Raw genomic sequence first — 22668 nt, 5'->3', positions numbered from 1 at the left:
CCGGGGGTGACAGTCCGGCTGTCAGCTAGCCGTCACCCGTCCCTCATGCCCGAGAAGCCACTTCTTCACGTCCAGCCCCCAGCGGTATCCACCCAGCGTGCCGTCGGTGCGCAGCACCCGGTGGCAGGGCACGAACAGCGCGGCGGCGTTGCGCGCGCAGGCTGCCGCGGCGGCCCGGATCGCCGCCGGTCGCCCGGCCAGCGCGGCGAACCCGGTGTAGGTGACCGGGTCGCCGGCCTTCACGTCGCGCAGCACCTCCCAGGCGTGCGTCAGGAACGCGCCGCCGGTGTGCTGCTCCACCGCTACCGTGTCGATGGCGGCCAGGTCACCGTCCAGATAGGCCCGGACGGCAGCGGTCACCGGACCGAGGTCGGCCCGCTCCCGCAGCTCGCCGCGCAGGCTCGGATGCGTCAGCGGCAGCAGGACCGCCGGGTCGGCGGTGAAGCCCGCCGCGCGTACCGCCCCGTCGGGGCCGGCGAGCACGCTCAACGGGCCGGCGGGGGTGTCGATGACGGTGCTGTCCACAGTGCTCATGCTGCTCTCCAGAGTCGGATGGTCGCGTACGACCGCCAGGGGCGCCAGCGGTCGGCGTACGCGGACAGGGTCTTCGGGTCGTCGGACAGGCCGAGCGCTGCTGCGCCACGGCGCACGCCCAGGTCGGTGGTGAGCGCGACATCGGGGTCGCCGAGTGCGCGCATGGCCAGGTAGCCGGTGGTCCACGGGCCGATGCCGGGCACCGCGGCCAGGAGCCGGACCGTCTCCTCCCGGTCGCCTCCGGGTTCCAGGTCGAGTTCGCCGTCGGCGACCGCGCGGGCCAGCGCGCGGAGCGTCTCCCGGCGGGCCGCCGGCATCCGGAACGCCGTGTCCGGCGCCGCGAGCACCTCCGCCGGACCGGGGAACGCCACCAGGCCGTCCGCCGGGTCGTCGGCACCCGCCCCGCTCGCCGTCCGGGTGGCGGAGAGCAGGCGGGTGAGCGTGGTCCGTGCCGAGGCCAGCGAGACCTGCTGGGTGGCGACGGCGCGAACGGCCAGCTCGAAACCGTCTACGGCGTGCGGCAGCCGGACGCCGGGCTCGGCCGCGACGGCCGGGGCCAGCGCCGGGTCGGCGGCCAGTGTGGCGTCCACCGCTACCGGGTCGGCGTCCAGGTCGAGCAGGCGGCGGCAGCGGGCCACGGCGGGAGCCAGGTCACGCATGTCGGCCAGCCGCAGCGTGGCGTCGATGTGGCCGTCGGCGGGGGTCAGCGCCACCGTGGCGGGACCGTGCGGCAGGCGCAGCCCCCGGTGGTAGGTGCCGTCGCGGACCACCTCGACGCGGGGCAGCGCGCGCAGCGCGAGGAAGTCCAGCAGCGCGCCCGCGTGCAGCGGGGGCCGGTATGCCAGCCGCAGCGAGAGCGTGCCCGCACCGGTGGCCGCGGCCGGGCCACGACGGCCGGCCCGCAGCTCGGACGGGGTGCCGCCGTAGACCTCGCGGACCGTGTCGTTGAACTGCCGGACGCTGCCGAACCCGGCGGCGAAGGCCACCTCGGCGAGGCCGAGGCCGGTGGTCTCGATCAGGATCCGGGCGGTCTGCGCGCGCTGGGCCCGGGCCAGCGCCAGCGGGCCGGCACCCAGTTCGGCCCGGAGCATCCGGTGCAGGTGCCGCTCGGTGTAACCCAGCCGGGTGGCCAGCCCGGGCACCCCGTCCCGGTCCACCACGCCGTCGGCGATCAGCCGCATGGCGCGGCCGACCAGGTCGGCCCGGACGTCCCACTCGGGCGAGCCCGGTGCCGCGTCCGGCCGGCACCGGCGGCACGCCCGTAGCCCGGCACCCTGCGCGGCGGCGGCGGACGGGAAGAACCGGACGTTGCGCCGTTTGGGTGTCATCGCCGGACAGGACGGCCGGCAGTAGATCCCGGTCGACGTCACACCGGTGTAGAACCAGCCGTCGAACCGCGGGTCGCGGCTGTCGACGGCTCGGTAGCACCGCTCGAAGTCCAGTTCCATGCCACGATCCTGCCTCGCAGCTCCCGGGCTCGGCTGGCGGGATTCAGACATGACGTGCGGCAGTCGCGCCGGCTCGGGGAAGTGGCGGTATCCCCGGCCCCGGGACATCGCAACTCCGCCGAGGTGGCGTGGATCATGGCCGACGGACCCGAGAAAGTGTCGTAAGTGGTCGGTAGCGTCCCGCCACCAACTCAAGAAGAGGTGCGGGGCATGGCGAGCGTGGCCGGGCGGGGTGTCCGCTGATGCGATCGGGGCGAGCACCGTTGGACGCCGCGGTGGTGGAGGGCTTCTACGAGCGGATGCGGGTGGTGGCGCCGGCCGCGTACGGCGCGATCGAGCGTGATCGGGCCGGTGACCCCGGTCGCCCCTTCGCGGACACCGCCTGCGGGCGGCTGGCCGGCTCCCTCGACCCGGACGGGCTGCGCGCGCTCGGCATGTGGGCCCACCACTGGTGCATGCGCTTCTACGACGACGACACCCGGGTCGGCCTGCGGCTGGTCCGCGAGATCGCCGCGCGCTCCGGCCTGGGCTGGACCGCCGACGAGGTGCGGTGGCTGCTCGACCGGTCGTACGCGGCCGGGCCCGCCGCCGCGCACCGGTTCACGCTTCCGCTCGCGGCAGCGGCGCAGCTACCGGCCGGTGCGCTGCCCGAGGGCGTCGCCGCCGAGGCGTGGCCGGACGACTGGCGCCGGCTGCGAGCCGGCTGACCGCCGGGTTGGATCGCCGCCCGGTCCGGCAACTGGGCCAGCACCATCGCCGCCACTGCGACCGCGAATCCGGTGAGCTGGACCGGGTCCAGCGCCTCACCGAGCACCACCCAGCCGAGCGCCGCAGCGGTGAGCGGGCTCAACGCGCCCAGCACCGACACGCGGGAGACCGGCAGTCGCGCCGCGCCCCGGAACCACAGCACGTACGCCAGTGCGGTGCCGGCCAGCCCGAGCCACGCGTACCCGAGAAGGGCCGGCCCGTCGGGCACTGGTGGCGCGCCCTCGACGGCGGCGGCGACCGGCACGATCATCAGGCCGCCGGCGACGAGCTGCCAGCTCGTCGCGGCGAGGACGCCCACGCCGGGCGGCCGGCCCCAGCGGCGGGTGAGCACCAGCCCGGCGGCCATCGCCACTGCGCCGGCGAGCCCGGCGGCGACGCCGAGCGGGTCGAGGCCGGCGCCCGGCCGCAGCACCACGAGGGCGACGCCGAGCGGGGCGGCCACGGCGGCGACCAGCGCCGGCCGGGTGGGGCGGTCGCGGAGCAGTGCGACCGTCAGCACCGCCACCAGCAGCGGCTGCGCGGCGCCGAGGACGGCGGCGGTGCCGCCGGGCAGCCGGTACGCGGCGAGGAACAGCAGCGGGAAGAACACCCCGATGTTCAGCGCGCCGAGGACGGCGGCCCGCCCCCACCAGAGGGCGTGTGGTCGTCTGCGGGTCAGGGTGAGCAGCAGCAGACCGGCCGGGAGGGCGCGGATCGCCCCGGCCCAGAGCGGCCGGTCCGGGGGCAGGAGTTCGGCGGTGACCAGGTAGGTGGTGCCCCAGGTGATCGGGGCGGCGGCAGTGAGCGCGACGTCGGTCCAGCGGGGGTTCATGTCGGCCTCTTTCTCAGCGCTAAGTATCTTAGTGCTAAGCTAATCAGGGTCGAGCGAAAAGGGGAAGTGGGACGTGCGGCACAATCGGCAGCCGTGACAGGCGACGAGGTGGACGCGATCGTCGAGCAGTGGCGGCGGGAACGCCCCGGCATGCGGCCCGAGCCGATGGCCGTGTTCGGCCGCATCTACCGGCTGGCCCGCCTGGTCGGCGACGGCCAGGAGAAGGTGTACGCGGCCTGGAACATCGGCCGGGGCGAGTTCGACGTGCTCGCAGCGCTGCGGCGCTCCGGCTCGCCGTACACGCTGGCGCCGAAGGCGCTCGCCGCCTCGCTGATGCTCACCTCCGGCGGCATGACCGGGCGGCTCGACCGGCTCGAACGGGCCGGCCTGGTACGGCGCTCGCCCGACCCGGCCGACCGGCGGGCGCTGCGGGTGACGCTCACCGACACCGGCCGCCGGGTGGTGGAGGAGTCGGCCGAGGCCGGGCTCGCCGTGCAGCGGCGGATCCTCGACGCGCTGCCCCCCGCCGACCAGGACCGGCTGGCCGATCTGCTGCGCGCGTTGCTCGCGGCGGCCGAGGCCGGGCCCGCGGATCCGGCACAATGATCGGCACCGCCACCGCCCGGAAGGACGCCCATGCCCGCCACCGAACCGACGATCGTCGCCACCAGCATGGGTTTCGCCAGCCGTCGCCGTGGCCCCTGGGACGCGCGGCCCAGCGCCCTGTTCGACCTGATGGCCGACCTGGCCGGGGCCGGTGACGCGCCCCGCGTCTGCTACCTCGGCCAGGCCACCGGCGACCAGCCGACCGGGTTCACCGTCTTCTACGGCGCCTTCGCCGGCACCCGGTTCCGCGCCTCTCACCTGGCGCTCTACCCGATGCCCAACGTCGAGGACATCCGCGCGCACCTGCTCGCGCAGGACGTCATCTGGGTCGGCGGCGGCAGCGTGGCGAACCTCTGCGCGGTCTGGCGGGTGCACGGCCTGCCGGAGATCCTGCACGAGTGCTGGCAGGCCGGCGTGGTGCTCGGCGGAGTGTCCGCCGGCTCGATCTGCTGGCACACCGGCGGCGCCACCGACAGCTACGGCCCGACGCTGCGGCCCTTCACCGAAGGGCTGGGCTGGCTCCCGTACGGCAACGGCGTGCACTACGACAGCGAGGAGCAGCGCCGCCCGCTGATGCACCGGCTGGTCGCCGACGGCACGCTGCCCGCGAGCCACTGCACCGACGACGGGGTGGGCCTGATCTACCGGGGCACCCGGCTGGCCGAGGCGGTGGCGGACCGTCCCGGCGTGGCCGCATACGAGCTGGTCCGCGCCGAGGACGGCACAGCCCGGGAGACCCGGATCGAGCCGCGCCTGCTGTCCGCCGCGTCGGAGTGAACGGCTTCGCGGACCTGCCTGCCCGGCACGGGCGGCGAAGCGCGTAAGCTGGTTCGTCGTGAGTCTCACCATCGGCATCGTCGGCCTGCCCAACGTGGGCAAGAGCACCCTGTTCAACGCGCTGACCAAGAACGACGTGCTCGCCGCGAACTACCCGTTCGCCACCATCGAGCCGAACGTCGGCGTGGTCGGGCTGCCCGACGAGCGGCTGGCCAAGCTGGCCGAGATCTTCTCCTCGCAGAAGGTGCTGCCGGCGCCGGTCTCGTTCGTCGACATCGCCGGCCTGGTCCGGGGCGCGTCCAAGGGGCAGGGGCGGGGCAACGCGTTCCTCGCCAACATCCGGGACGCCTCGGCGATCTGCCAGGTGGTGCGCGCCTTCTCCGACCCGAACGTGGTGCACGTCGACGGCAAGGTCTCCCCGGCCGACGACATCGAGACGATCAACACCGAGCTGATCCTGGCCGACATCCAGACGCTGGAGAAGGCGCTTCCCCGGCTGGAGAAGGAGGCCAAGCTCCGCAAGGACCGGGCCGCCGCGGTCGAGGCGGCCAAGAAGGCGGTCGAGGTCCTCGACAACGGCGTGACCCTGTACGCGGGCGCCGCCGCCGCGAAGGTCGAGCTGGAACACCTGCGTGAGCTGCACCTGCTCACCACCAAGCCGTTCCTCTACGTCTTCAACGTCGACGAGGCGGAGCTGGGCAACGAGGAGTTCCTCGACGAGCTGCGCGGCCTCGTCGCGCCCGCCGAGGCGATCTTCATGGACGCCAAGATCGAGTCCGAGCTGGTGGACCTGCCCGAGGACGAGGCCCGCGAACTGCTGGAGTCGATCGGGCAGTCCGAGCCCGGCCTGAACCAGCTCGTCCGGGTGGGCTTCCGGACGCTCGGGCTCCAGACGTACCTGACGGCCGGCCCCAAGGAGGCGCGGGCCTGGACCGTCCCGGTCGGCGCGACCGCGCCGGAGGCTGCCGGGGTGATCCACAGCGACTTCCAGCGGGGCTTCATCAAGGCCGAGGTGGTCTCCTACGACGACCTGGTCGAGGCCGGATCGATGGCGGCGGCCAAGGCCGCCGGCAAGGTCCGGATCGAGGGCAAGGAGTACGTCATGCAGGACGGCGACGTAGTGGAGTTCCGCTTCAACGTCTGAACCGATGTGATTCGACAGCTGATGTGCCGCGCAGATCCGCCAGGTGATGTGTGACAGGTGCCCCAGAACCAGGCGGCCCCCCGCACGATCGGCGGATCGATCGCACTCCGCGGGGATGACTACGGACAGCTTCGCGGGACGGCGGGATCATCCACGGCCGTCCGCTACCGTGCGGTCATGCTCATCCCCGGTTACCAGGATCGATTCCCCGAGGACGTCGACGTCACCACGCTCACCACGGACGGCTGGCATCTCGCAGAGCGGCCCGGGTTCTGGGCCCAATACTGGCGAGAACTCCTGCTTCCCGACGAGGACGACCTGCTCTCCGAGGTTTGGGGAGCCACCGGCGGCGACCTGGACGGCCTTCTCGACTCGGCGTCCTGGCAGGTGCTGCGAGTGGGCCTGGGCGGCGGAGCCGAGCTCGCCGTGGTGTTTCGTAACCTCGACGAGGACCGCGGGGTCGACTTCCTGGTCCTGCCTGAGGGCGGCCGGGACGCCATCGAGATCGCCGCACTGGACGGGCACCAGACCGGCCCCGGACTCTCCTGGACGGATCTGGTGGCCGTCGCCGGACGCCAGCCCGACCCGATCCGGCGTGCGCAGACCCTGATGCTTCTCGCCCCTGCGTTCGGCGACAAGGACGCAGACACCCCGGAAGCAGTGGCCTTGCTCGCCGCGGCGATGCGCACGCTCGGCGCAACCGGAGACACTGAGCGAGTGGCGGCGGCCGCAGTCTCGGACGAGGTGAACTTCTGGGGACACGTGCTGTGGGCGGCGGGCGTGCCTGGCTCGGAGTATGCGCCGCGCAACCCGGAAAGCGTGTTCGCCCTGCCGGAAGCCTCCCGGCGGCTGGTCACGCAGCTGTTGGCGCCGTGATCTCGGTGGCCTTGCCCTGACCTGCTGGCCGCGGCCGGGGTGCTTCGGCCGGACGGTGCCGGAGCTGCATGCCCGCTACATACCCGTTGGCACGGCAGCCGGGACTCAACATTCCGTACTGCGGCAGCCGTGTCATCGGTCTGCCCCTACTCCTCCTGGACGTCGACGGGAACCTGAACCCGTTCGGGGCCGACCGATGGCACGAGACGACCGCCAGCGTGATGGTCAGGCAGCCCGAGCCCTATGAACTGCAGGGCTCCCGCAGGTTGCCGGTGGGAACTAGTTTCACGGTGTGGCTCGCCCCGCCAGGAAACGGCTGTCTGTCGGTCTGCCGCCCACGGCGAGGGTGCTTCTCGGTTGCGTGGGCCTGATTCCGTTGCTAGCTGCGGCGTTCCTGGTGCTCGTTGGAACTCTCGTCTGGCAGCAGTGGGGTGAGCCGCGGTGGCAGCAGGCCTTCGCGGGCGTCCTCATCTACGGGCTGCTTGTCGTCGCGATCTATATTCTTTGCGTCGGCGCGTTCTACGCGTTTGCGCACGTCACGTACTCCGGTTGGCTGCGGGGATCGACGATGATCCTTCTCGTCGCTTATCGGAGAGAGCAGGTCGACCTCAGCCTCGCCACGGTCCGCTACGACGACCGATCGTCGGTCCTGACTGCCACTGACCCGAGGTCCGGCAGGGAGTTGACGTTGGACATCGACGCGTTCGGGGACGCCATGCTCCCGGCCGCCCAGTTGACCGCACTAGCAGATGCGATCTCCGTTGGTCGGTCCGCGGAGGACACCCAGCAGGACGCCCTCGCTGTGGCACGGAAGCTACGCACTCTCGCGAGGGTGGCGGGTGGGGCGGGCCACGCCCTGGCGGATCCTCGGCCCGAAGACACCCGGTCGTAGCCACAGGTGGGTGACAAGCTGGTTGGTGGCCGGGGCGGCGATGCCTGCTCTACTGGTCCGATGCGTAGGCGACGCCTCATGTACCTGCGCTTGGCCATGGTCGGTGCGCTGATGGCGGTCACCGGGCTCGCCATGACTTTGCCGTACGTGCCCGAAGCTGGTTGGCCTTTGTCTGCTCCGACCTTGTGCGCAGTTGGCGGGGGATTGACGGGCGCGGGCATCCGAGGCGCCAGGAAGTACCAACGGCCCGAAAACCAATTACCGGGTCCTGGGGCACACACGGGGCACAAGACAGCGTGAGACGTCGGCAACCAGCGATCAATGGCGTGAGCCCGAGATGGGCCCGCTCAGCTCATCCGCCCCGCATTCGGACGCGGGACACTCGTGGGCCGGCCCCTCGGTGTGGCTTGACCGATGTCTTCCCGGTGCCGTGCTGGTCTGTACGTCGAGTACCGACCCACGGGAGGCGGGCACGATGCGCAAACTGACCTTCGGCATGAACGTGAGCCTGGACGGCTATGTCGCCGCGCCCGGCGACGATCTCGGCTGGGGTGTGCCGAGCGACGAGTTGTTCCAGTGGTGGTCCGACCGGGTGGCGGCGACCGGCACGGCGCTCTACGGGCGGCGACTGTGGGAGGCGATGAGCTCCCACTGGCCGACCGCCGATCAGCAGCCGGACGTCACACCTGCGCACGCCGAGTTCGCCCGCCGCTGGCGGGACATGCCGAAGGTGGTGTTCTCCTCGACGACCAGACCGGTCGATTGGAACACCCGCCTGGTCACCGGCGACGCGGTCACCGAGATCAGCCGGCTGAAGGCCGAGGACGGTGGTCCGATGGACATCAGTGGCGCCACCCTCGCCTCGGCGGCCATGCGGGGCGGCCTGATCGACGAGTACGTGCTCGTCACCCATCCGGTGCTGGTGGGTGGCGGTAAGCCGTTCTTCACGGCCCTCGACAACTGGGTGAACCTGGCCCTGGTGGAGACCCGGACGTTCCCTGGTGGCGTGCTCCTGGCCAGGTACGAGACCAGGCGCTGAGAGCCCGGAAACCGTCGCACAGACGACCGCCATGCCGCCGGGCGCGGCCAGCTCGGCCATCAGGGCGGTCATCCATCCCGGTTCCTTGGTTCATTACTCATGTAACTAGCCATCGCACCGGGCGGCGGAACCGTCAAGTGCTCGCTAAGGTTCGCGCCGTGACACTGAGGATCGACGAGGGCACCCGCCAGGTACGGGAGTTCGTCTGCGGCTGCTGCGACACCGCCACGGAGCGGACCTGGGCCCACATCCGCACCGGCGACGCGACGGAGGCCGTCTACTTCGCGAGCTGCTACCACCACGACGGCGTGCACGAGGTCTGGATCGACGCGATCCTGGGCAGCTGGGGCCGCGACGACTTCGACGACCACGTCACCTTCGGCTGCCGGGTCGGGCCGGTGGCCGGCTCGCCGGGGCCGGCCGCGACGCTCGTCAACGGTGGTGAGGTCGCGGGGGACAGCCCGATCTTCGGCCGCAAGCTCAGCCGCGAGGAGGGCCTCGCCCATCCCCGGCTCGCCGAGTTCTGGCAGATGGTCGACCTGATCCTGGAGCGGGACGCCCTGGTGCGCCGCCATCTGGTCGGCGCCTGACCAACCCGGTGATCAAGGGGTTTGCGTCACCCGGGCCGCCCCGGCCGGACACAGACTCCTTGATCATCGGGGCAAGGGTGGCCCGGAGGAAACGTCAGATCTCGGGGCTGCGGCGTTCGATCAAGGTCACGTCGCGCCAGGTGCCGTGGTGGCGGCCCACCCGCTCGCGGGTGCCGACGACGCGGAAGCCGCACGCCGCGTGCAGCGCGAGACTCGCGGTGTTCTCCGGGAAGACACCGGACTGGATGGTCCAGATCCCGGCCGCCTCGGTCGAGGCGATCAGTGCCTCCAGCAGGGCCCGCCCGACCCCGCGTCCGCGCCCCCTCGGGTGCACGTAGACGGAGTGCTCGACCACGCCGGCGTACACGCAGCGGTCGGAGACCGCCGAGCAGGCCACCCAGCCGACCACGTCGCCCGCCTCGTCGAGCGCCACCCAGCGGTGGCCGGGCAGCCGGGTGGCGGTGAACCGCGTCCAGCCCGGCGGCTCGGTCTCGAACGTGGCGTTGCCCTCGGCGATGCCGAGGCGGTAGATCTCCAGCACGGCGTCGGCGTGCGCATCGTCCATCGCGGCGACGGTGACTGTCATCGGTTCCCCCTCCCCGTACCGGCGGTCGTCAGCGTAGTCGCGCGCCGAGGGGCCGGGACGTGATGCCCGGCCCCTCGACGTGAGCGCTACCGCCGCCGGTACACGGAGATGTGCGAGCGGCTGTCCGCGTCGAACGGCGACCGGTCCCAGTCGGCGTACCGCTCGGTGAGCCGCAGCCCGGCCCGCTCCGCGAGCTCGTCGATCTGTTCCGGCCAGGCGTACCGCATGGCGAACGGCTTGAGGTGCACGCCGGCGGCGTCGAACGTGACGGTCTGGCGCACGAACGTCTGCGCCGCCCGGTCGTACCGATGCATACGGATGGTGGCCGAGTCCTCGGTCACCTCCCGCACCTGGACCTGCTCGTCCCGGTCGAAGTCCGCCGGGTCGGGCACGAAGGTCTCGATGACGAACGCCCCGCCGGGCGCGAGCACCCGGGCGACGTTGCGGAAGCACGCCGCCTGGCGCTCCTCCGAGACCAGGTTGAACAGCGTGTTGAACACCAGGAACACCAGACGGTACGGCCCGGCGACCGGCACGTCCGCCATGTCGCCGACGGTGACGGGCATGTCCGCGCCGCCCGGCTTGGCGCGCAGGTGCGCGACCATCTCCGGGGACGCCTCGACGCCCTCCACGGTCAGGCCGCGCTCGGCCAGCGGCAGGGCGACCCGGCCGGTGCCGATCGCCAGTTCGAGCACCGGGCCGCCCTCGGCCAGCGGCGCGAGGAAGTCGACGGCCGGGGCCGGGTCGGGGTTGCCGGGGCCGTCGTAGGTTGCGGCCCAGAGCCGGCCGAACAGGCCGGGATCGTCGAAGACGGACATCACGCGCCCTCCCGCCGGGTGGACGGGACGCGACGCGGCGCGAGGTCAGTGACCTCCGCCGGAATGGGGTACGACAACACGAAGCCTCGTTTCGGAAAGGGTGACGACGGGTCGGCTGGGCTTCGCAGCGTGTGGCATGGCGGTGCTCCCTCCGGTCGGCTTCGAGGGGTTCAGCAGACCAGCAACGGTGCCGGAGGGACAACCGGATTACGTCCGCAGCGCGTCGTCCACACCGGTCTCCCGGCGGCCGAGGTGCACCGGGTCTCGCCCGGTGAGCACGTCCGCGGCGGCCTTCACGCACGCGCCGTACTCGCGGACGGAGCTGATCCGCCACTGGCCCGCGTACCGGCGGGCGGTGTCGTCGCCGACGCCGACGGTGTCGATGCCGGCGTCCCGGCAGAGGGCCACCGCGCGCGGCAGATGGAACGACTGGGTGACCACTGTGGCCCGCCGGACCCCGAAGACGCGGTACGCGCGGACGCACGAGTCGTACGTGTCGAACCCGGCGTGGTCCAGCACCGTCTTCTCCGCCGGGACGCCCCGGTCGACGAGCCAGCGCCGCATCGCGTCCGGTTCGTCGTAGTCCCAGTTCATGTGGTCCCCGGAGAGCAGCAGCACGCGGACCTTGCCGGCGGCGTACAACTGGCGGGCGATCTCCAGCCGGGCGGCCAGGAACGGCGCCGGCGTGCCGTCCGGCTCCACCTTGGTGCCCAGCACGAGGGCCACCGGCGTCTCCGGCGCGTCCGCGGCGTCGAACAGGCGGCCCTCGGCGGCGCCGCGGACCCAGGTCGCGCCGGCGACCGTGGCGGCGCCGAGCAGCACCACGGCGGCGGTGGCGAGCACCAGGAGGCGGCGGAGCAGGCGTACTGCCCGTCGATGGTCGCCCCGCCAGGCCCGCCATCGCGCCGTCAGCCCTCGCATGGCGGCGATTGTGCCAGGCGGGTCAGGAGATGTACTGCAGGATCACGTTGTGCACGTGGTGGCTCTTCTGCGCGCCCCGGAACTCGACCTCGTAGGTGTGCGTGCCGACGTGCACCGCGATGGACCCGGTGGAGAAGAACGAACCACCCCAGGACTTGTTGCTCACCACGCTCACGCTGGTGATCTTCGAGTACGGGATGCTGGTGATCGCGTACCGCTTGCCGACGAAGGAGCGGTCCTGGACGATCACGCGCCGGTCGGTCAGGCCGATGAAGCCGGTGCCGGTGCCGATCGCGTCGTAGACGGCGATGATCTGCTCGCCGGGCAGCAACCCGCTCTGGATCTGCTGGAACTGTTCCTTGCGGTCGTACGTGGGGCCAGACATGCACCCGAGGGTAGGCGGGGCGTGCCAGCGGCTCAGGACTCGGTGACCGCGCGGACCGCGTCCTCGATGCGCGCGGCCAGCAGAACCTCACCCTCGGTGAGTGGCTCGCCGTCGCCGTGGCCCAGCCGGATCTGGGTACGGTCGGCCCGGCGGCTGATCTCGGGGCGCAGCCGCAACGCGTCGGCCACCACCGCCACCCGCTCGGTGAGCGCCGCGTGCTGGGTGTCGTCGAGGACGATGGTGCGGCGGATCTGTTCGCCCTCGCGCGTCCATCCGGACAGCAGGGCGAGCGCGTCGCTGAGGTAGTCGTGCTTCGCCCGGCCGCTGAACAGCACGCGCATCACCGCACCTCCCAGGCGTCGTTGCCGGCTTGTGGCCAAATCGTCGCCATCCCGTGTCCCAGTCGACGCCCTCTAGTCTCTCGCCACTCAGATGGTGTGTCCACGCCCACACTTCCGTGTTCTGCTGACCTGACGGTCGACGCAGCTACCCAAACCGCCGATTGATCTGGCACGCTGGTGGCCCGTGCGGACCGAACGGGTTAGCGGAAGCGGGCAGGCCGACCGGCGGGAGCCGAAGGTGGTCGTCGGGGCGGCGATCATCGAGGGCGGCCGGGTGCTGGCGTGCGAGCGCTCCGCGCCCCCCGAGGTGGCGGGGCGATGGGAGTTCCCGGGCGGAAAGGTCGAGCCCGGTGAGGCCGAGACCGACGCGCTGGCCCGGGAGTGTGCCGAGGAACTGGGCGTACGGGTGGCGGTCGGCGCGCGCGTCGGCCGGGACGTACGGATGGCGCACGGCAGGTCCGTGCTGCGCGTCTACGCCGCCCGCCTGCTGCACGGCGACGAGCCCAAGGCGCTGGAGCACGCCGAGCTGCGCTGGCTGTCCGCCGGCGAGCTGGACAGCGTCGACTGGCTGCCGGCCGACGTGCCGATCGTGGCCGCGCTGCGCCCGCTGCTCGACGCCCCCTGAACGATCGCGGCGCGAGCCGGGCCGTCCGGTCGACCGGACAGCCGGGCAGAAACGGGACGAGGGCCCGCGGCGTGTGCCGCTGGCCCCCGTCGTCGTCGCGCTGCTGTTCAGTGCTTCGGCTCGTCCTGCTGCGGGTGAGCGAAGTTGAGGTGCTCGGGCGGCAGCGGGAACGTCACGTCGTCGCCGAACGGCGACGGCGCGGCGGCCTTGTTGAACGTCAGCTCGGTCAGCGGCAGCTTGCCGTTGGCGTCCACCGCCGGGGCGGTCGGGTGCGGCACCTCGCGGTGCCAGTTGACGCCCTGCTGCGCCTGACGCTCGGCGGCACTGTCGTGCGAGCCGCCCGCGTGCGAGTGCACCCCGCCGGCGTGCGAACCGCCGCCGTGCGCGTGCGCCCCGCCCTGCGCCCCTCCGGACGTGACGGCACCGCTGGAATGCCCGCTGGTCGCGCTGGTCTGAGGCACCTGACCCCTCCGGAAGATCTTGTTACCGAGCCACACAAGGGGATCGTACCTGCGGTCGACGACCCGTTCCTTCATGGGGATGATCCCGTTGTCGGTGATCTTGATGTGCTCGGGGCAGACCTCGGTGCAGCACTTGGTGATGTTGCAGAACCCGAGCCCCATGTCCGACTGCGCGTACTCCCGGCGGTCGGTACGCGCGTCGAGCGGGTGCATGTCCAGCTCGGCCGCCCGGATGAAGAACCGGGGACCGGAGAACGCCGGCTTGTTCTCCTCGTGGTCACGGATCACGTGGCAGACGTTCTGGCACAGGAAGCACTCGATGCACTTGCGGAACTCCTGCGAGCGCTCGACGTCGACCTGCTGCATCCGGTAGTCGCCCGGCGCCACGTCGGCCGGCGGCGCGAACGCCGGGGTCTCCCGGGCCTTCTCGTAGTTGAACGAGACGTCGGTGACCAGGTCCCGGATCACCGGGAAGGTGCGCAGCGGGGTGACGGTGACGGTCTCGGACTCCTCGAACGTCGACATCCGGGTCATGCAGCCCAGCCGCGGCTTGCCGTTGATCTCCATGGAGCAGGAGCCGCACTTGCCGGCCTTGCAGTTCCACCGGCACGCCAGGTCGGGCGCCTCGGTGGCCTGGAGCCGGTGGATCACGTCGAGGACCACCTCGCCCTCGTTCACCTCGACCGTGTAGTCCTTCAGGTCGCCGCCGGTCTCGTCGCCCCGCCAGATGCGGAACTGGCGCTTACTTCCCATCAGTTGTTCGCCTCCTCGGTGAGGGCGTCGAACTCGGCGAGTTCCTCGTCGGTCAGGTACTTGGCCAGCTCGGCCCGGTCGAACAGCCCGATCAGCTCCGGCCGCATCTTCGGCAGCGGCTTCTCGGTGAGCCGGACCGCGTCCCCGTCCAGCGAGCAGACCAGGTTGACCCGGCGCCACTTCGGGTCCATCGCCGGGTAGTCCTCCCGGGTGTGCCCGCCGCGCGACTCCTGCCGCTCCAGCGCCGCCATCGCGGTGCACTCCGAGACCACGAGCATGTTGCGCAGGTCCAGCGCCAGGTGCCAGCCCGGGTTGTAGCGCCGGCCGCCGGCCGCGCTGACCTTCGCCACCCGCTCCCGCAGCTCGGCCAGCCTGCGCATGGCGTCCGCCAGCTCGCTCTCCCGGCGGATGATGCCGACCAGGTCGCCCATCACCGCCTGGAGATCCTGCTGGAGCTGGTAGGGGCTCTCGCCGGTGTCCCGCTGCAGGGGCGCCAGCGCCGTCTCCACGGCGGCCTCGACCGCCGCCACCGACACCGCCGGGCGGGTGGTGAGCTGATCGGTGTACGTGGCCGCGTGCCCGCCCGCGCGCTTGCCGAAGACCAGCAGGTCGGACAGGGAGTTGCCGCCGAGCCGGTTGGAGCCGTGCATGCCGCCGGACACCTCACCGGCGGCGTAGAGCCCGCGCACCGTGCCGTACGCCGCGCCGGAGTCCGGGTCCACCTCGACGCCGCCCATCACGTAGTGACAGGTCGGGCCGACCTCCATCGGCTCCTTGGTGATGTCGACGTCGGCCAGTTCCTTGAACTGGTGGTACATCGACGGGAGGCGGCGGCGGATCTCCTCGGCCGACTTGCGGGAGGCGATGTCCAGGTAGACGCCGCCGGCCGGCGTACCCCGGCCCTCCTTGACCTCGCTGTTGATCGCGCGGGCGACCTCGTCGCGGGGCAGCAGCTCCGGCGGACGCCTGTTGTTGTCCGGGTCGGTGTACCAGCGGTCCGCCTCCTCCTCGGTCTCCGCGTACTGCTTGCGGAACACGTCCGGGACGTAGTCGAACATGAACCGCTTGCCCTCGGAGTTCTTCAGCACGCCGCCGTCGCCGCGGACCGACTCGGTGACCAGGATGCCCTTCACCGAGGGCGGCCAGACCATGCCGGTCGGGTGGAACTGGAGGAACTCCATGTTGATCAGCGTCGCCCCGGCGCGCAGCGCCAGCGCGTGCCCGTCGCCGGTGTACTCCCACGAGTTCGAGGTGACCTTGTAGGATCGTCCGACGCCGCCAGTCGCGAGCACCACCGCGGGCGCCTCGAACAGGACGAACTCGCCGGACTCGCGGTAGTAGCCGAACGCGCCGGCGACCCGGTCGCCGTCGAGCAGCAGCTCGGTGATCGTGGTCTCGGAGAAGACCCGGATCCGTGCGTCGTAGCTGCCGAACTCCTGCTTGTCCTCCTGCTGGAGCGAGACGATCTTCTGCTGGAGCGTACGGATCAGCTCCAGGCCGGTCCGGTCGCCGACGTGCGCCAGGCGCGGGTACTCGTGGCCGCCGAAGTTGCGCTGCGAGATCTTCCCGTCCTTGGTGCGGTCGAACAGCGCGCCGTACGTCTCCAGCTCCCAGATCCGCTGCGGCGCCTCCTTGGCGTGCAGCTCGGCCATCCGGAAGTTGTTGAGGAACTTGCCGCCGCGCATGGTGTCCCGGAAGTGCACCTGCCAGTTGTCGCGCGAGTTCACGTTGCCCATCGCGGCGGCGGCGCCGCCCTCGGCCATCACCGTGTGCGCCTTGCCGAACAGCGACTTCGAGATGATCGCGGTCTTCTTGCCGGCCAGCCGGGCCTCGATCGCCGCGCGCAGGCCGGCGCCACCGGCCCCGATCACGACGACGTCGTAGTGGTGTCGTTCGATTCGCGTCTCAGTCATGTCCAGGCTCTCAGTTGATGAACCGCAGGTCGTTGATCCAGCCGGCGGCGACCGCCATCACGTAGAAGTCGGTGAGTGCCAGGGTGCCGAGGGTGATCCAGGCGAGCTGCATGTGCCGGACGTTCAACCAGGACACCCCGGTCCACGCCTTGTAGCGCATCGGGTGCTTGGAGAAGTGCTTGAGCCGCCCGCCGATGATGTGCCGGCAGGAGTGGCAGGAGATCGTGTACGCCCACAGCATCACCACGTTGCCGATCAGGATGATGTTGCCCAGGCCGAAGCCGAAGCCCTCGGGGGAGTGGAAGGCCAGGATCGCGTCCCAGGTGTTGATCAGCGAGATGATCGCGGCGGCGTAGAAGAAGTAGCGGTGCAGGTTCTGCCCGAGCAGCGGGAAGCGCGTCTCGCCGCTGTACGACTGGTGCCCGTCCGGGACCGCGCAGGCCGGCGGCGACAGCCAGAACGACCGGTAGTACGCCTTGCGGTAGTAGTAGCAGGTCAGCCGGAACAGCAGCAGGAACGGCAGGGTGAGCGCCGCGTCCGGGATGATCCACCAGCCGGGCAGGAACTGGCCGAAGTGCGAGGAGCCCTCGACGCAGCGGTCGGTGACGCAGGGGGAGTAGAACGGCGTCAGGTAGTGGTACTGCTCCACCCAGTACCACTTGTGCATGAAGACCCGGACCGTCGCGTAGATGACCCACGCGCTGAGCCCCACCACCGTGATCAGCGGGGCGATCCACCATCTGTCGGTCCGCAACGTCTTCGCCGCGATGGCGGCGCGTGCCCGCCCTCCCCGCGGCTGCGGTCTCGGCGTCCTGGCCGACGTAGTTGTCATTCGAGTCATCTCCCTGACGTCACTGTCACGTCCTGCGCACGCGCGAGGCCACACCGGCGAACCGGTGCGGCTAAGTGACACACGTTACGCCGATCTTCACGGCCCGGCCGCGCAACGCAGTGTCCCGTGTGTCCCGCAGCTTGGAAAGAGTCAGTTCATGATCAATGTGGCGGGTCGGCCGAACGGTGCGCCGACCGGTGCCGTGACGCGCCCGCCGGCGGCCCGGGTCACCCGGACGCGCCGCCGGTGAAGTGCCAGGAGGACAGCCGCAGTGCCGGGGTCTCGTACCAGGAGCCGTCGACGCGAGCGGGCTGGCGGACCGCCGTCCGGCCCAGGCCGAGCACCCGGCCCGGCCCCATCGCCAGGGGGTACGACTCGGTGAACCGGAAGTCGCGCACCGCGCTGGTTGGGCCGCCGTCCTCGACCAGCCACACGCCGTTGCGGGTCAGCCCGGTGACCACCAGCTGCTTCGGGTCCAGCACCCGGGTGTACCAGAAGTCGCTCACCAGCAGCCCGCGCCGCATCCCGGACACCAGCGCGGCGGTGTCCGGGTCGCCCACCGCCCCGGTCACGCCAGCGCTCACCGCCGCGGCGGCCGACCCCGCGCCCGCATCAGCGCCGGCCGCCAGCAGGCGGACGTTGTGCGGGATCGGCCCGAACGTCGCGCTCCCCGGCATACCGTGGCCGGTGGACCCGGTGCCCGCCTCGGCGCCGCCGCGCCTGTCGTACGCCACCGCCCCTGTGCTGCCGCCCTGCACCAGCGGCAGCGCCCGCCGGGGCGTGCCCTCCAGGTCGAACGGCAGCGTGCTCGCGTGCAGTGGGTCGTCCACCAGCGTCACCGCCGGGTCGAACTGGGCGGTCCCCGGCTCGGCGAAGGACTGCCGTTCGGCGTACCGCTTGCCGTTGAAGCCGTACCAGGCCAGGTTCTGCAGCAGGTCGGCGACGGCCGCCGGTTCGAGCACCACCTCGTAGTGCCCGGGCGGCAGCTCGACCGGGTCGGCGGCGGCGCGTGCCTTCGCCGCCGCACGGGCGCCGAGCGCCGCGCCGTCGAGATCGGCCAGCCGGTCGGCGCAGAGCCGGGCCACCCCGTCGGCGCCGCCGGCGCGGGCGATGCCGTCCATCGCCGCCTCGGCCGCCCGGCCCGCAGCCGTGTGCCCGGCCGAGTTGGCGAACGCCCCCGACCGGTACGCGGTGCGGCAGTAGCCGGCCGCCTCCAGCCCGTCGACCGCGTCCACGAACGCGCGTACCCGCTCGGCCCGCTCGTCGGGCGAGGCGAACGCGGTGGCCTCGTCGACGGCCGGGCCGGACGGCACCGGCGTCGGGGCGGTGAGCCCCGGCCAGGCCGGGTCGGGCGGCGCGAGCCGGGCCGCGGCCCGGGTCCGCTCGACCAGTGCGGCCAGCCCGTCGGCGTCGACCCGGCTGCCGCTGCCGGTCGCGGTCCGCCCGTCCACGTGCAACCGCAGGTGTACGGCGACACCGGTCTCGGACACGTTCTGGTGGATGAACGAGTTGGCGAACCGGGTCAGCGCCAGGTCGGTGCGGGTCACCAGCACCTCGGCCTCGGCGCCCGGACCGGCCGTGTGCCGGACCAGGTCCACCACCCCGGTGGCGATCTCCAGCTCGGCGCTCACGCCCGCACCCCCACGCGGACGCCGCGGAACCGGGCCGGCGCGGCCGGGTGACCGGTGTGCCCGACCTGACCGGGCTGCCCCTTGCCGCAGTTGGGCGTGCCCCAGGCGACCGTCTCCGAGGAGAGCATGTCCATCGAGCGCCAGAAGACCGGCCCGATGCCGGTGTAGGTCGGGTTGCGCAGCATCCGCCCCCGGTGGCCCTTCTTCACCTCCCAGCCGACCTCGCAGCCGAACTGGAAGTTGAGCCGCTTGTCGTCGATCGACCAGGACCGGTTGATGTCCATCAGCACCCCGTCGTCGGTCGCCTCGATGATCTCGTCGAGCGTGTGCGGGCCGGGCTCCAGGCCCACGTTCGTCATCCGCACCATCGGCAGCCGGGCCCAGCCGTCGGCCCGTACGCTGCCGCCGTAGTCGAGGCCGGCGACGGCGGCCGAGTCACGGCCGGCGAGCACCCCGACCCACCGCCCCTCGCGGACCGCGTCCCGGGCGACCGCCGGTGAGCCCTCGTCGTCGAAGCCGAAGCTGCCGAGCGCGCCCGGGATGGTCGGGTCGATCGTCACGTTCATCAGCTCGGAGCCGTACCGCAGCGAGCCGAGACGGGCCAGGTCGAGCCAGGACGTGCCGGCGAACGCCGCCTCCCAGCCGAGGATGCGGTCCAGCTCGATGGCGTGCCCGACGGACTCGTGGATCTGCAACGCGAGCTGCTCGCCGCCGAGGATCAGATCGGTCTCGCCGGACGGGCAGAGCGGCGCGGTGAGCAGCTCGCGGGACTCCTCGGCGATCCGGGCGGCGTGCGCGGCCAGGTCGAGCGAGGTGACCAGCTCCCAGCCGGTGGTGCCGTACTGCCCGCGGTAGCTCGGGTAGGACCGCCGCTGCGTCTCGCCGGCACCGATCGAGGTCGCCGAGATGCCGCCACCGCACTCCCGGATGCGCTGGTCGATCCGGTGGCCCTCGCTGGAGACGAACCACTTCGAGGTGTCCCAGATCTGGTAGAGCCCCTCGGCCAGGTCGGCGCCGTGCTCGCGCATCGTCGCCGTGGCGCGGACCAGCAGGTCGCCCTTGTCCGACAGCGGCACCCCGAGCGGGTCGACCGCGCAGTCCGAGGCCCAGCTCGCCACCGTCGCCTCGGCCGGCACCAGGTCGATCGGCGGGCCGGGCACCCGCGCGCTCGCGGTGGCGATCGCCGCGGCGCGCCGGCCGGCGTCGCGGGCCGCGGCGTCGGACAGATCGGGTACGGCGTGGAAGCCCCACCCCGATCCGACGAGCGCGCGTACGCCCAGCCCGATGCTCTCGTCCTGGCTCAGCTCCTCGATGTCGCCGTTGCGGGCCGACATCGACTCGTAGCGGCGGTGCATGACCCGGGCGTCGGCGTAGCGGGCGCCCGCGTCGAGAGCGGCCTGGACGGCGGCGGTCGCCGCGTCGAACTCGCTCATGCGCTGTCCTGATGGGTCGCTCGACGCTCGCTCATGCGCCCGACCCTAGGCGAGCGCACCGACATCCGTCAGGGGACGAGATCCGCCGGCCGGATCGTGGCCCGGACGGGCTCGGTCAGCTCCAGCGCGGAACCGGGCTTGGTCACCGACACCTCGCGGTAGTGCCGACCCTGCCGCCGGTGCAGGTGCAGCGTGCCGGTCTCCTGCTCCACCAGCAGGTACCACTCGATCCCCGCGGCGGCGTAGTAGTGCATCTTGAGCACCTTGTCGGTTGCCGCGTTGCCCGGTGAGATGACCTCACACACGAGCCGTACGTCCCGCGCCTCGATCATCGGCTGGTCGAAGTCGATCGGCTCGGTGACGACCAGGTCGGGAATCGGTATGCGGCCTGGCCGGAGCCGGACGTTCACCGTCTCCAGCAGTTCCAGGCCGACGTGCCGGGCCGCGGCCTCCAGCAGGTTGCCGAGGTTCCGCTGGATTCGTTGGTGCCGCGGGGTCGGTGCCGGTGTCACGTGCAGGCTCCCGTCGAAGAGTTCGACGCGTTGCCGCGTCTCGCCGAGGGCGAGGTACTCCTCTTCGGTCCACGGGCCGTCGTGGCCGAACACCGCCGCGGTCATCGTCGCCTCCACCTCGTGCCGACGGGAATCGTCCCTTCGTCGCCGGGACCATCGTCGCACCACAAGTGCGGCGACGAGGCGACGACGGCCAGTCGCGGGCGTGGATGTCCCAGGTGACGGGGGTGCGAGACGGAAACCCAGTCGTTACGCTCAGGCCGCTGACAGGCCGCTCGATGTAGCTTATTTTCGCCTCTGGGGATTTCCTGTAAGTTCTCTTCATCACCGAAGGGGAGGCGGTCAATGGGCAGGTCGGAGGCGGTGCCGTCCGGGGAGCCGGACCGCCCGGAGGTGCCGGAGCAGCGCTCCGGCGACGGGCCCTATCTCCAGGTCAGGGACCTGCGGGTGCGGTTCGACACCGAGGACGGTGTGGTGCGGGCCGTGGACGGGGTGTCGTTCGCTGTCGAGCGGGGTCGCACGCTGGGGATCGTGGGGGAGTCCGGTTCCGGTAAGAGTGTGACGTCGCTGGCGATTCTGGGTCTGCACAACGCGAAGCGGACGACCATCTCGGGGGAGATCTGGGTGGGTGGACGGCAGTTGGTGGGCCTGGGTGAGGAGGAGGTGCGGCGGCTGCGGGGCCGGGACATGGCGATGGTCTTCCAGGATCCGTTGTCGGCGTTGCATCCGTACTACTCGGTGGGCAGGCAGATCGCGGAGGCGTATCGGGTGCATCATCCGAGGGCAGGGAAGCGGGAGGCGCGCAGCCGGGCGGTGGACATGTTGGGCCGGGTGGGGATTCCGCAGCCGGCCAAGCGGTTCGATCAGTATCCGCATGAGTTCTCGGGTGGGATGCGGCAGCGGGCGATGATCGCGATGGCGCTCGTCAACGACCCTGACCTGCTGATCGCGGACGAGCCGACGACGGCCCTGGACGTGACGGTGCAGGCGCAGATTTTGGATCTCCTGGCGGATCTGCAGGAGGAGTTCCGGTCGGCGATCGTGTTGATCACCCATGACCTGGGTGTGGTGTCGCAGGTGGCTGATGACGTGTTGGTGATGTATGCGGGCCGGGCGGTGGAGCACGGGAGTGTGCAGCGGGTGTTGCGGGCGCCGCAGCATCCGTACACGTGGGGGTTGTTGTCGAGTGTGCCGTCGTTGCACGGTGACGCGGACGCGGATCTGGTGCCGATTCCGGGTAACCCGCCCAGTCTGATCAACCTGCCGTCGGGGTGTGCGTTTCATCCGCGGTGCCGGTGGGCCGGGGTGAACGGCGACCGGTCCCGCACCGAGGTGCCTGAGCTGGTTGCGGCAGGGGCGGCGGGTCACCTGGCGGCGTGTCACCTGCCGGTCGCGGCGCGGGAGCGGATCTACCGCGACGAGGTCGCGCACGTGGGGGTGGCCCGATGAACGTGGTGGCGAACGGGCAGGCGCCGGTGGTGGGCGGCTCCGGGGCGGGAAACGACCCGGGCGACGCCGCCCGGCTCGCGGGCGAGCCGCTGCTGTCCGTGCGGGGCCTGACCAAGCACTTCCCGGTCCGGCAGGGCCTGCGCGCCACGGGTGCGGTGCGGGCGGTCGACGGGCTGGACTTCGACGTACGGCCGGGCGAGACGCTCGGCCTGGTGGGGGAGTCGGGGTGTGGGAAGACCACGACCGGGCGGATGCTGGTGCGCCTGCTGGAGCCCACGGCCGGGTCGATCGCGTTCGCGGGGCGGGACATCACCCACGCCAAACGCGGTGAGCTGCGCGGACTGCGGCAGGACCTGCAGATCATCTTCCAGGACCCGTACGCGTCGCTGAACCCCCGCCACACGGTCGGGCGGATCGTGACGATGCCGTTGCAGGTCAACCGGATCACCCCACCCGGCGGCGTCAAACACCGCGTCCAGGAACTCCTCGAACTCGTGGGCCTGAACCCGGAGCACTACAACAG

24 protein-coding genes and 1 pseudogene are annotated in these 22668 nt (G+C 71.8%); 11 read left to right on the top strand and 14 right to left on the bottom strand.

Going from position 1 to position 22668, the window contains the following annotated elements; all coding sequences use genetic code 11:
• Positions 1-21 precede the first annotated feature (21 nt).
• Positions 22-534 (bottom strand): methylated-DNA--[protein]-cysteine S-methyltransferase, encoded by a 513-nt coding sequence (locus tag NMK34_RS26355; protein ID WP_318335635.1) that lies wholly within the window; start codon positions 532-534, stop codon positions 22-24.
• Positions 531-1982, bottom strand: a complete 1452-nt coding sequence (locus tag NMK34_RS26350) for an AlkA N-terminal domain-containing protein (protein ID WP_318335634.1) — start codon at positions 1980-1982, stop codon at positions 531-533. The genes NMK34_RS26355 and NMK34_RS26350 overlap by 4 nt, the downstream gene beginning before the upstream one ends.
• 242 nt (positions 1983-2224) lie before the next feature.
• On the opposite strand from NMK34_RS26350, the gene NMK34_RS26345 reads away from it, so the two are divergent.
• On the top strand, positions 2225-2689 hold the full coding sequence (locus NMK34_RS26345) for a hypothetical protein (RefSeq protein WP_269704116.1): 465 nt from the start codon (positions 2225-2227) through the stop codon (positions 2687-2689).
• 50 nt (positions 2690-2739) lie between these two features.
• On the opposite strand, the pseudogene NMK34_RS26340 reads toward NMK34_RS26345, so the two are convergent.
• A pseudogene (locus NMK34_RS26340) lies at positions 2740-3561 on the bottom strand (EamA family transporter); the annotation flags it as partial.
• Between the two features lie 93 nt (positions 3562-3654).
• On the opposite strand from NMK34_RS26340, the gene NMK34_RS26335 reads away from it, so the two are divergent.
• The 7 genes from NMK34_RS26335 to NMK34_RS26305 all read left to right on the top strand — a co-directional run bounded on the left by NMK34_RS26335 (position 3655) and on the right by NMK34_RS26305 (position 9485).
• Positions 3655-4167 (top strand): MarR family transcriptional regulator, encoded by a 513-nt coding sequence (locus tag NMK34_RS26335; protein WP_318335633.1) that lies wholly within the window; start codon positions 3655-3657, stop codon positions 4165-4167.
• 30 nt (positions 4168-4197) lie between these two features.
• On the top strand, positions 4198-4944 hold the full coding sequence (locus tag NMK34_RS26330; protein WP_318335632.1) for a peptidase E: 747 nt from the start codon (positions 4198-4200) through the stop codon (positions 4942-4944).
• A 58-nt stretch (positions 4945-5002) separates the two neighbouring features.
• Positions 5003-6088, top strand: a complete 1086-nt coding sequence (gene ychF, locus NMK34_RS26325; RefSeq protein ID WP_018784691.1) for a redox-regulated ATPase YchF — start codon at positions 5003-5005, stop codon at positions 6086-6088.
• Positions 6089-6265: 177 nt separating this feature from the next.
• Positions 6266-6964 (top strand): hypothetical protein, encoded by a 699-nt coding sequence (locus tag NMK34_RS26320; protein ID WP_318335631.1) that lies wholly within the window; start codon positions 6266-6268, stop codon positions 6962-6964.
• Positions 6965-7325: 361 nt separating this feature from the next.
• Positions 7326-7856 carry a hypothetical protein gene (locus tag NMK34_RS26315; protein WP_318335630.1) on the top strand — a complete coding sequence of 177 codons (531 nt, stop codon included), beginning with the start codon at positions 7326-7328 and terminating at the stop codon, positions 7854-7856.
• Positions 7857-8331: 475 nt separating this feature from the next.
• Positions 8332-8895 (top strand): dihydrofolate reductase family protein, encoded by a 564-nt coding sequence (locus tag NMK34_RS26310; RefSeq protein ID WP_318335629.1) that lies wholly within the window; start codon positions 8332-8334, stop codon positions 8893-8895.
• 158 nt (positions 8896-9053) lie between these two features.
• The gene (locus NMK34_RS26305; protein ID WP_318335628.1) at positions 9054-9485 is read left to right on the top strand and encodes a hypothetical protein; all 432 of its coding nucleotides are present in this window, start codon (positions 9054-9056) and stop codon (positions 9483-9485) included.
• Positions 9486-9579: 94 nt separating this feature from the next.
• On the opposite strand, the gene NMK34_RS26300 is transcribed toward NMK34_RS26305, so the two are convergent.
• From NMK34_RS26300 to NMK34_RS26280, 5 genes are all read right to left on the bottom strand, one after another.
• A complete protein-coding gene (locus tag NMK34_RS26300) occupies positions 9580-10071 on the bottom strand; it encodes a GNAT family N-acetyltransferase (RefSeq protein ID WP_318335627.1) in 492 nt (163 codons plus the stop codon).
• Between the two features lie 86 nt (positions 10072-10157).
• The gene (locus NMK34_RS26295) at positions 10158-10889 is read right to left on the bottom strand and encodes a class I SAM-dependent methyltransferase (protein WP_318335626.1); all 732 of its coding nucleotides are present in this window, start codon (positions 10887-10889) and stop codon (positions 10158-10160) included.
• A 207-nt stretch (positions 10890-11096) separates the two neighbouring features.
• Complete coding sequence (locus NMK34_RS26290) at positions 11097-11810, bottom strand: vancomycin high temperature exclusion protein (protein WP_318335625.1); 714 nt, start codon at positions 11808-11810, stop codon at positions 11097-11099.
• Positions 11811-11832: 22 nt separating this feature from the next.
• Entirely contained in the window at positions 11833-12195 is a 363-nt protein-coding gene (locus NMK34_RS26285) for a PH domain-containing protein (protein WP_135241958.1), read from the bottom strand.
• A 32-nt stretch (positions 12196-12227) separates the two neighbouring features.
• A complete protein-coding gene (locus NMK34_RS26280; RefSeq protein ID WP_128137280.1) occupies positions 12228-12536 on the bottom strand; it encodes a 4a-hydroxytetrahydrobiopterin dehydratase in 309 nt (102 codons plus the stop codon).
• A gap of 184 nt (positions 12537-12720) precedes the next feature.
• Between NMK34_RS26280 and NMK34_RS26275 the strand changes: the two genes are divergently transcribed.
• Positions 12721-13161, top strand: coding sequence for a (deoxy)nucleoside triphosphate pyrophosphohydrolase (locus tag NMK34_RS26275; protein WP_318335624.1), 441 nt, complete (start codon positions 12721-12723; stop codon positions 13159-13161).
• 107 nt (positions 13162-13268) lie between these two features.
• On the opposite strand, the gene NMK34_RS26270 is transcribed toward NMK34_RS26275, so the two are convergent.
• The 6 genes from NMK34_RS26270 to NMK34_RS26245 form a co-directional block, all read right to left on the bottom strand.
• Positions 13269-14375 (bottom strand): succinate dehydrogenase/fumarate reductase iron-sulfur subunit, encoded by a 1107-nt coding sequence (locus tag NMK34_RS26270; protein WP_318335623.1) that lies wholly within the window; start codon positions 14373-14375, stop codon positions 13269-13271.
• On the bottom strand, positions 14375-16288 hold the full coding sequence (locus NMK34_RS26265) for a fumarate reductase/succinate dehydrogenase flavoprotein subunit (RefSeq protein ID WP_318335622.1): 1914 nt from the start codon (positions 16286-16288) through the stop codon (positions 14375-14377). Before NMK34_RS26265 ends, NMK34_RS26270 begins: the two co-directional genes overlap by 1 nt.
• Before the next feature lie 10 nt (positions 16289-16298).
• The gene (locus NMK34_RS26260; RefSeq protein ID WP_013288449.1) at positions 16299-17120 is read right to left on the bottom strand and encodes a hypothetical protein; all 822 of its coding nucleotides are present in this window, start codon (positions 17118-17120) and stop codon (positions 16299-16301) included.
• A gap of 227 nt (positions 17121-17347) precedes the next feature.
• Entirely contained in the window at positions 17348-18751 is a 1404-nt protein-coding gene (locus tag NMK34_RS26255) for a TldD/PmbA family protein (protein ID WP_318335621.1), read from the bottom strand.
• The gene (locus NMK34_RS26250; protein ID WP_318335620.1) at positions 18748-20184 is read right to left on the bottom strand and encodes a TldD/PmbA family protein; all 1437 of its coding nucleotides are present in this window, start codon (positions 20182-20184) and stop codon (positions 18748-18750) included. The genes NMK34_RS26255 and NMK34_RS26250 overlap by 4 nt, the downstream gene beginning before the upstream one ends.
• A gap of 68 nt (positions 20185-20252) precedes the next feature.
• A complete protein-coding gene (locus tag NMK34_RS26245) occupies positions 20253-20801 on the bottom strand; it encodes a Uma2 family endonuclease (RefSeq protein WP_091332145.1) in 549 nt (182 codons plus the stop codon).
• 240 nt (positions 20802-21041) lie between these two features.
• Between NMK34_RS26245 and NMK34_RS26240 the strand changes: the two genes are divergently transcribed.
• Positions 21042-22145, top strand: coding sequence for an ABC transporter ATP-binding protein (locus NMK34_RS26240; RefSeq protein WP_318335619.1), 1104 nt, complete (start codon positions 21042-21044; stop codon positions 22143-22145).
• A partial coding sequence (locus NMK34_RS26235; RefSeq protein WP_318335618.1) for an ATP-binding cassette domain-containing protein occupies positions 22142-22668 on the top strand: 527 nt, incomplete at its 3' end. The genes NMK34_RS26240 and NMK34_RS26235, both read left to right, overlap by 4 nt.

It is taken from the genome of Micromonospora sp. BRA006-A (genome assembly GCF_033433935.1).
Taxonomy (GTDB): Bacteria; Actinomycetota; Actinomycetes; order Mycobacteriales; family Micromonosporaceae; genus Micromonospora; species Micromonospora aurantiaca.
This window is presented reverse-complemented; position numbering and strand designations above follow the sequence as displayed.

Coding starts and splice junctions, on each gene's coding strand:
- NMK34_RS26355 (WP_318335635.1), bottom strand. CDS start 534: ATGAGCACTGTGGACAGCACCGTCATCGACACCCCCGCCGGCCCGTTG.
- NMK34_RS26350 (WP_318335634.1), bottom strand. CDS start 1,982: ATGGAACTGGACTTCGAGCGGTGCTACCGAGCCGTCGACAGCCGCGAC.
- NMK34_RS26345 (WP_269704116.1), top strand. CDS start 2,225: ATGCGATCGGGGCGAGCACCGTTGGACGCCGCGGTGGTGGAGGGCTTC.
- NMK34_RS26330 (WP_318335632.1), top strand. CDS start 4,198: ATGCCCGCCACCGAACCGACGATCGTCGCCACCAGCATGGGTTTCGCC.
- NMK34_RS26320 (WP_318335631.1), top strand. CDS start 6,266: ATGCTCATCCCCGGTTACCAGGATCGATTCCCCGAGGACGTCGACGTC.
- NMK34_RS26310 (WP_318335629.1), top strand. CDS start 8,332: ATGCGCAAACTGACCTTCGGCATGAACGTGAGCCTGGACGGCTATGTC.
- NMK34_RS26300 (WP_318335627.1), bottom strand. CDS start 10,071: ATGACAGTCACCGTCGCCGCGATGGACGATGCGCACGCCGACGCCGTG.
- NMK34_RS26295 (WP_318335626.1), bottom strand. CDS start 10,889: ATGTCCGTCTTCGACGATCCCGGCCTGTTCGGCCGGCTCTGGGCCGCA.
- NMK34_RS26290 (WP_318335625.1), bottom strand. CDS start 11,810: ATGCGAGGGCTGACGGCGCGATGGCGGGCCTGGCGGGGCGACCATCGA.
- NMK34_RS26285 (WP_135241958.1), bottom strand. CDS start 12,195: ATGTCTGGCCCCACGTACGACCGCAAGGAACAGTTCCAGCAGATCCAG.
- NMK34_RS26280 (WP_128137280.1), bottom strand. CDS start 12,536: ATGCGCGTGCTGTTCAGCGGCCGGGCGAAGCACGACTACCTCAGCGAC.
- NMK34_RS26270 (WP_318335623.1), bottom strand. CDS start 14,375: ATGGGAAGTAAGCGCCAGTTCCGCATCTGGCGGGGCGACGAGACCGGC.
- NMK34_RS26265 (WP_318335622.1), bottom strand. CDS start 16,288: ATGACTGAGACGCGAATCGAACGACACCACTACGACGTCGTCGTGATC.
- NMK34_RS26260 (WP_013288449.1), bottom strand. CDS start 17,120: ATGACAACTACGTCGGCCAGGACGCCGAGACCGCAGCCGCGGGGAGGG.
- NMK34_RS26250 (WP_318335620.1), bottom strand. CDS start 20,184: ATGAGCGAGTTCGACGCGGCGACCGCCGCCGTCCAGGCCGCTCTCGAC.
- NMK34_RS26245 (WP_091332145.1), bottom strand. CDS start 20,801: ATGACCGCGGCGGTGTTCGGCCACGACGGCCCGTGGACCGAAGAGGAG.
- NMK34_RS26240 (WP_318335619.1), top strand. CDS start 21,042: ATGGGCAGGTCGGAGGCGGTGCCGTCCGGGGAGCCGGACCGCCCGGAG.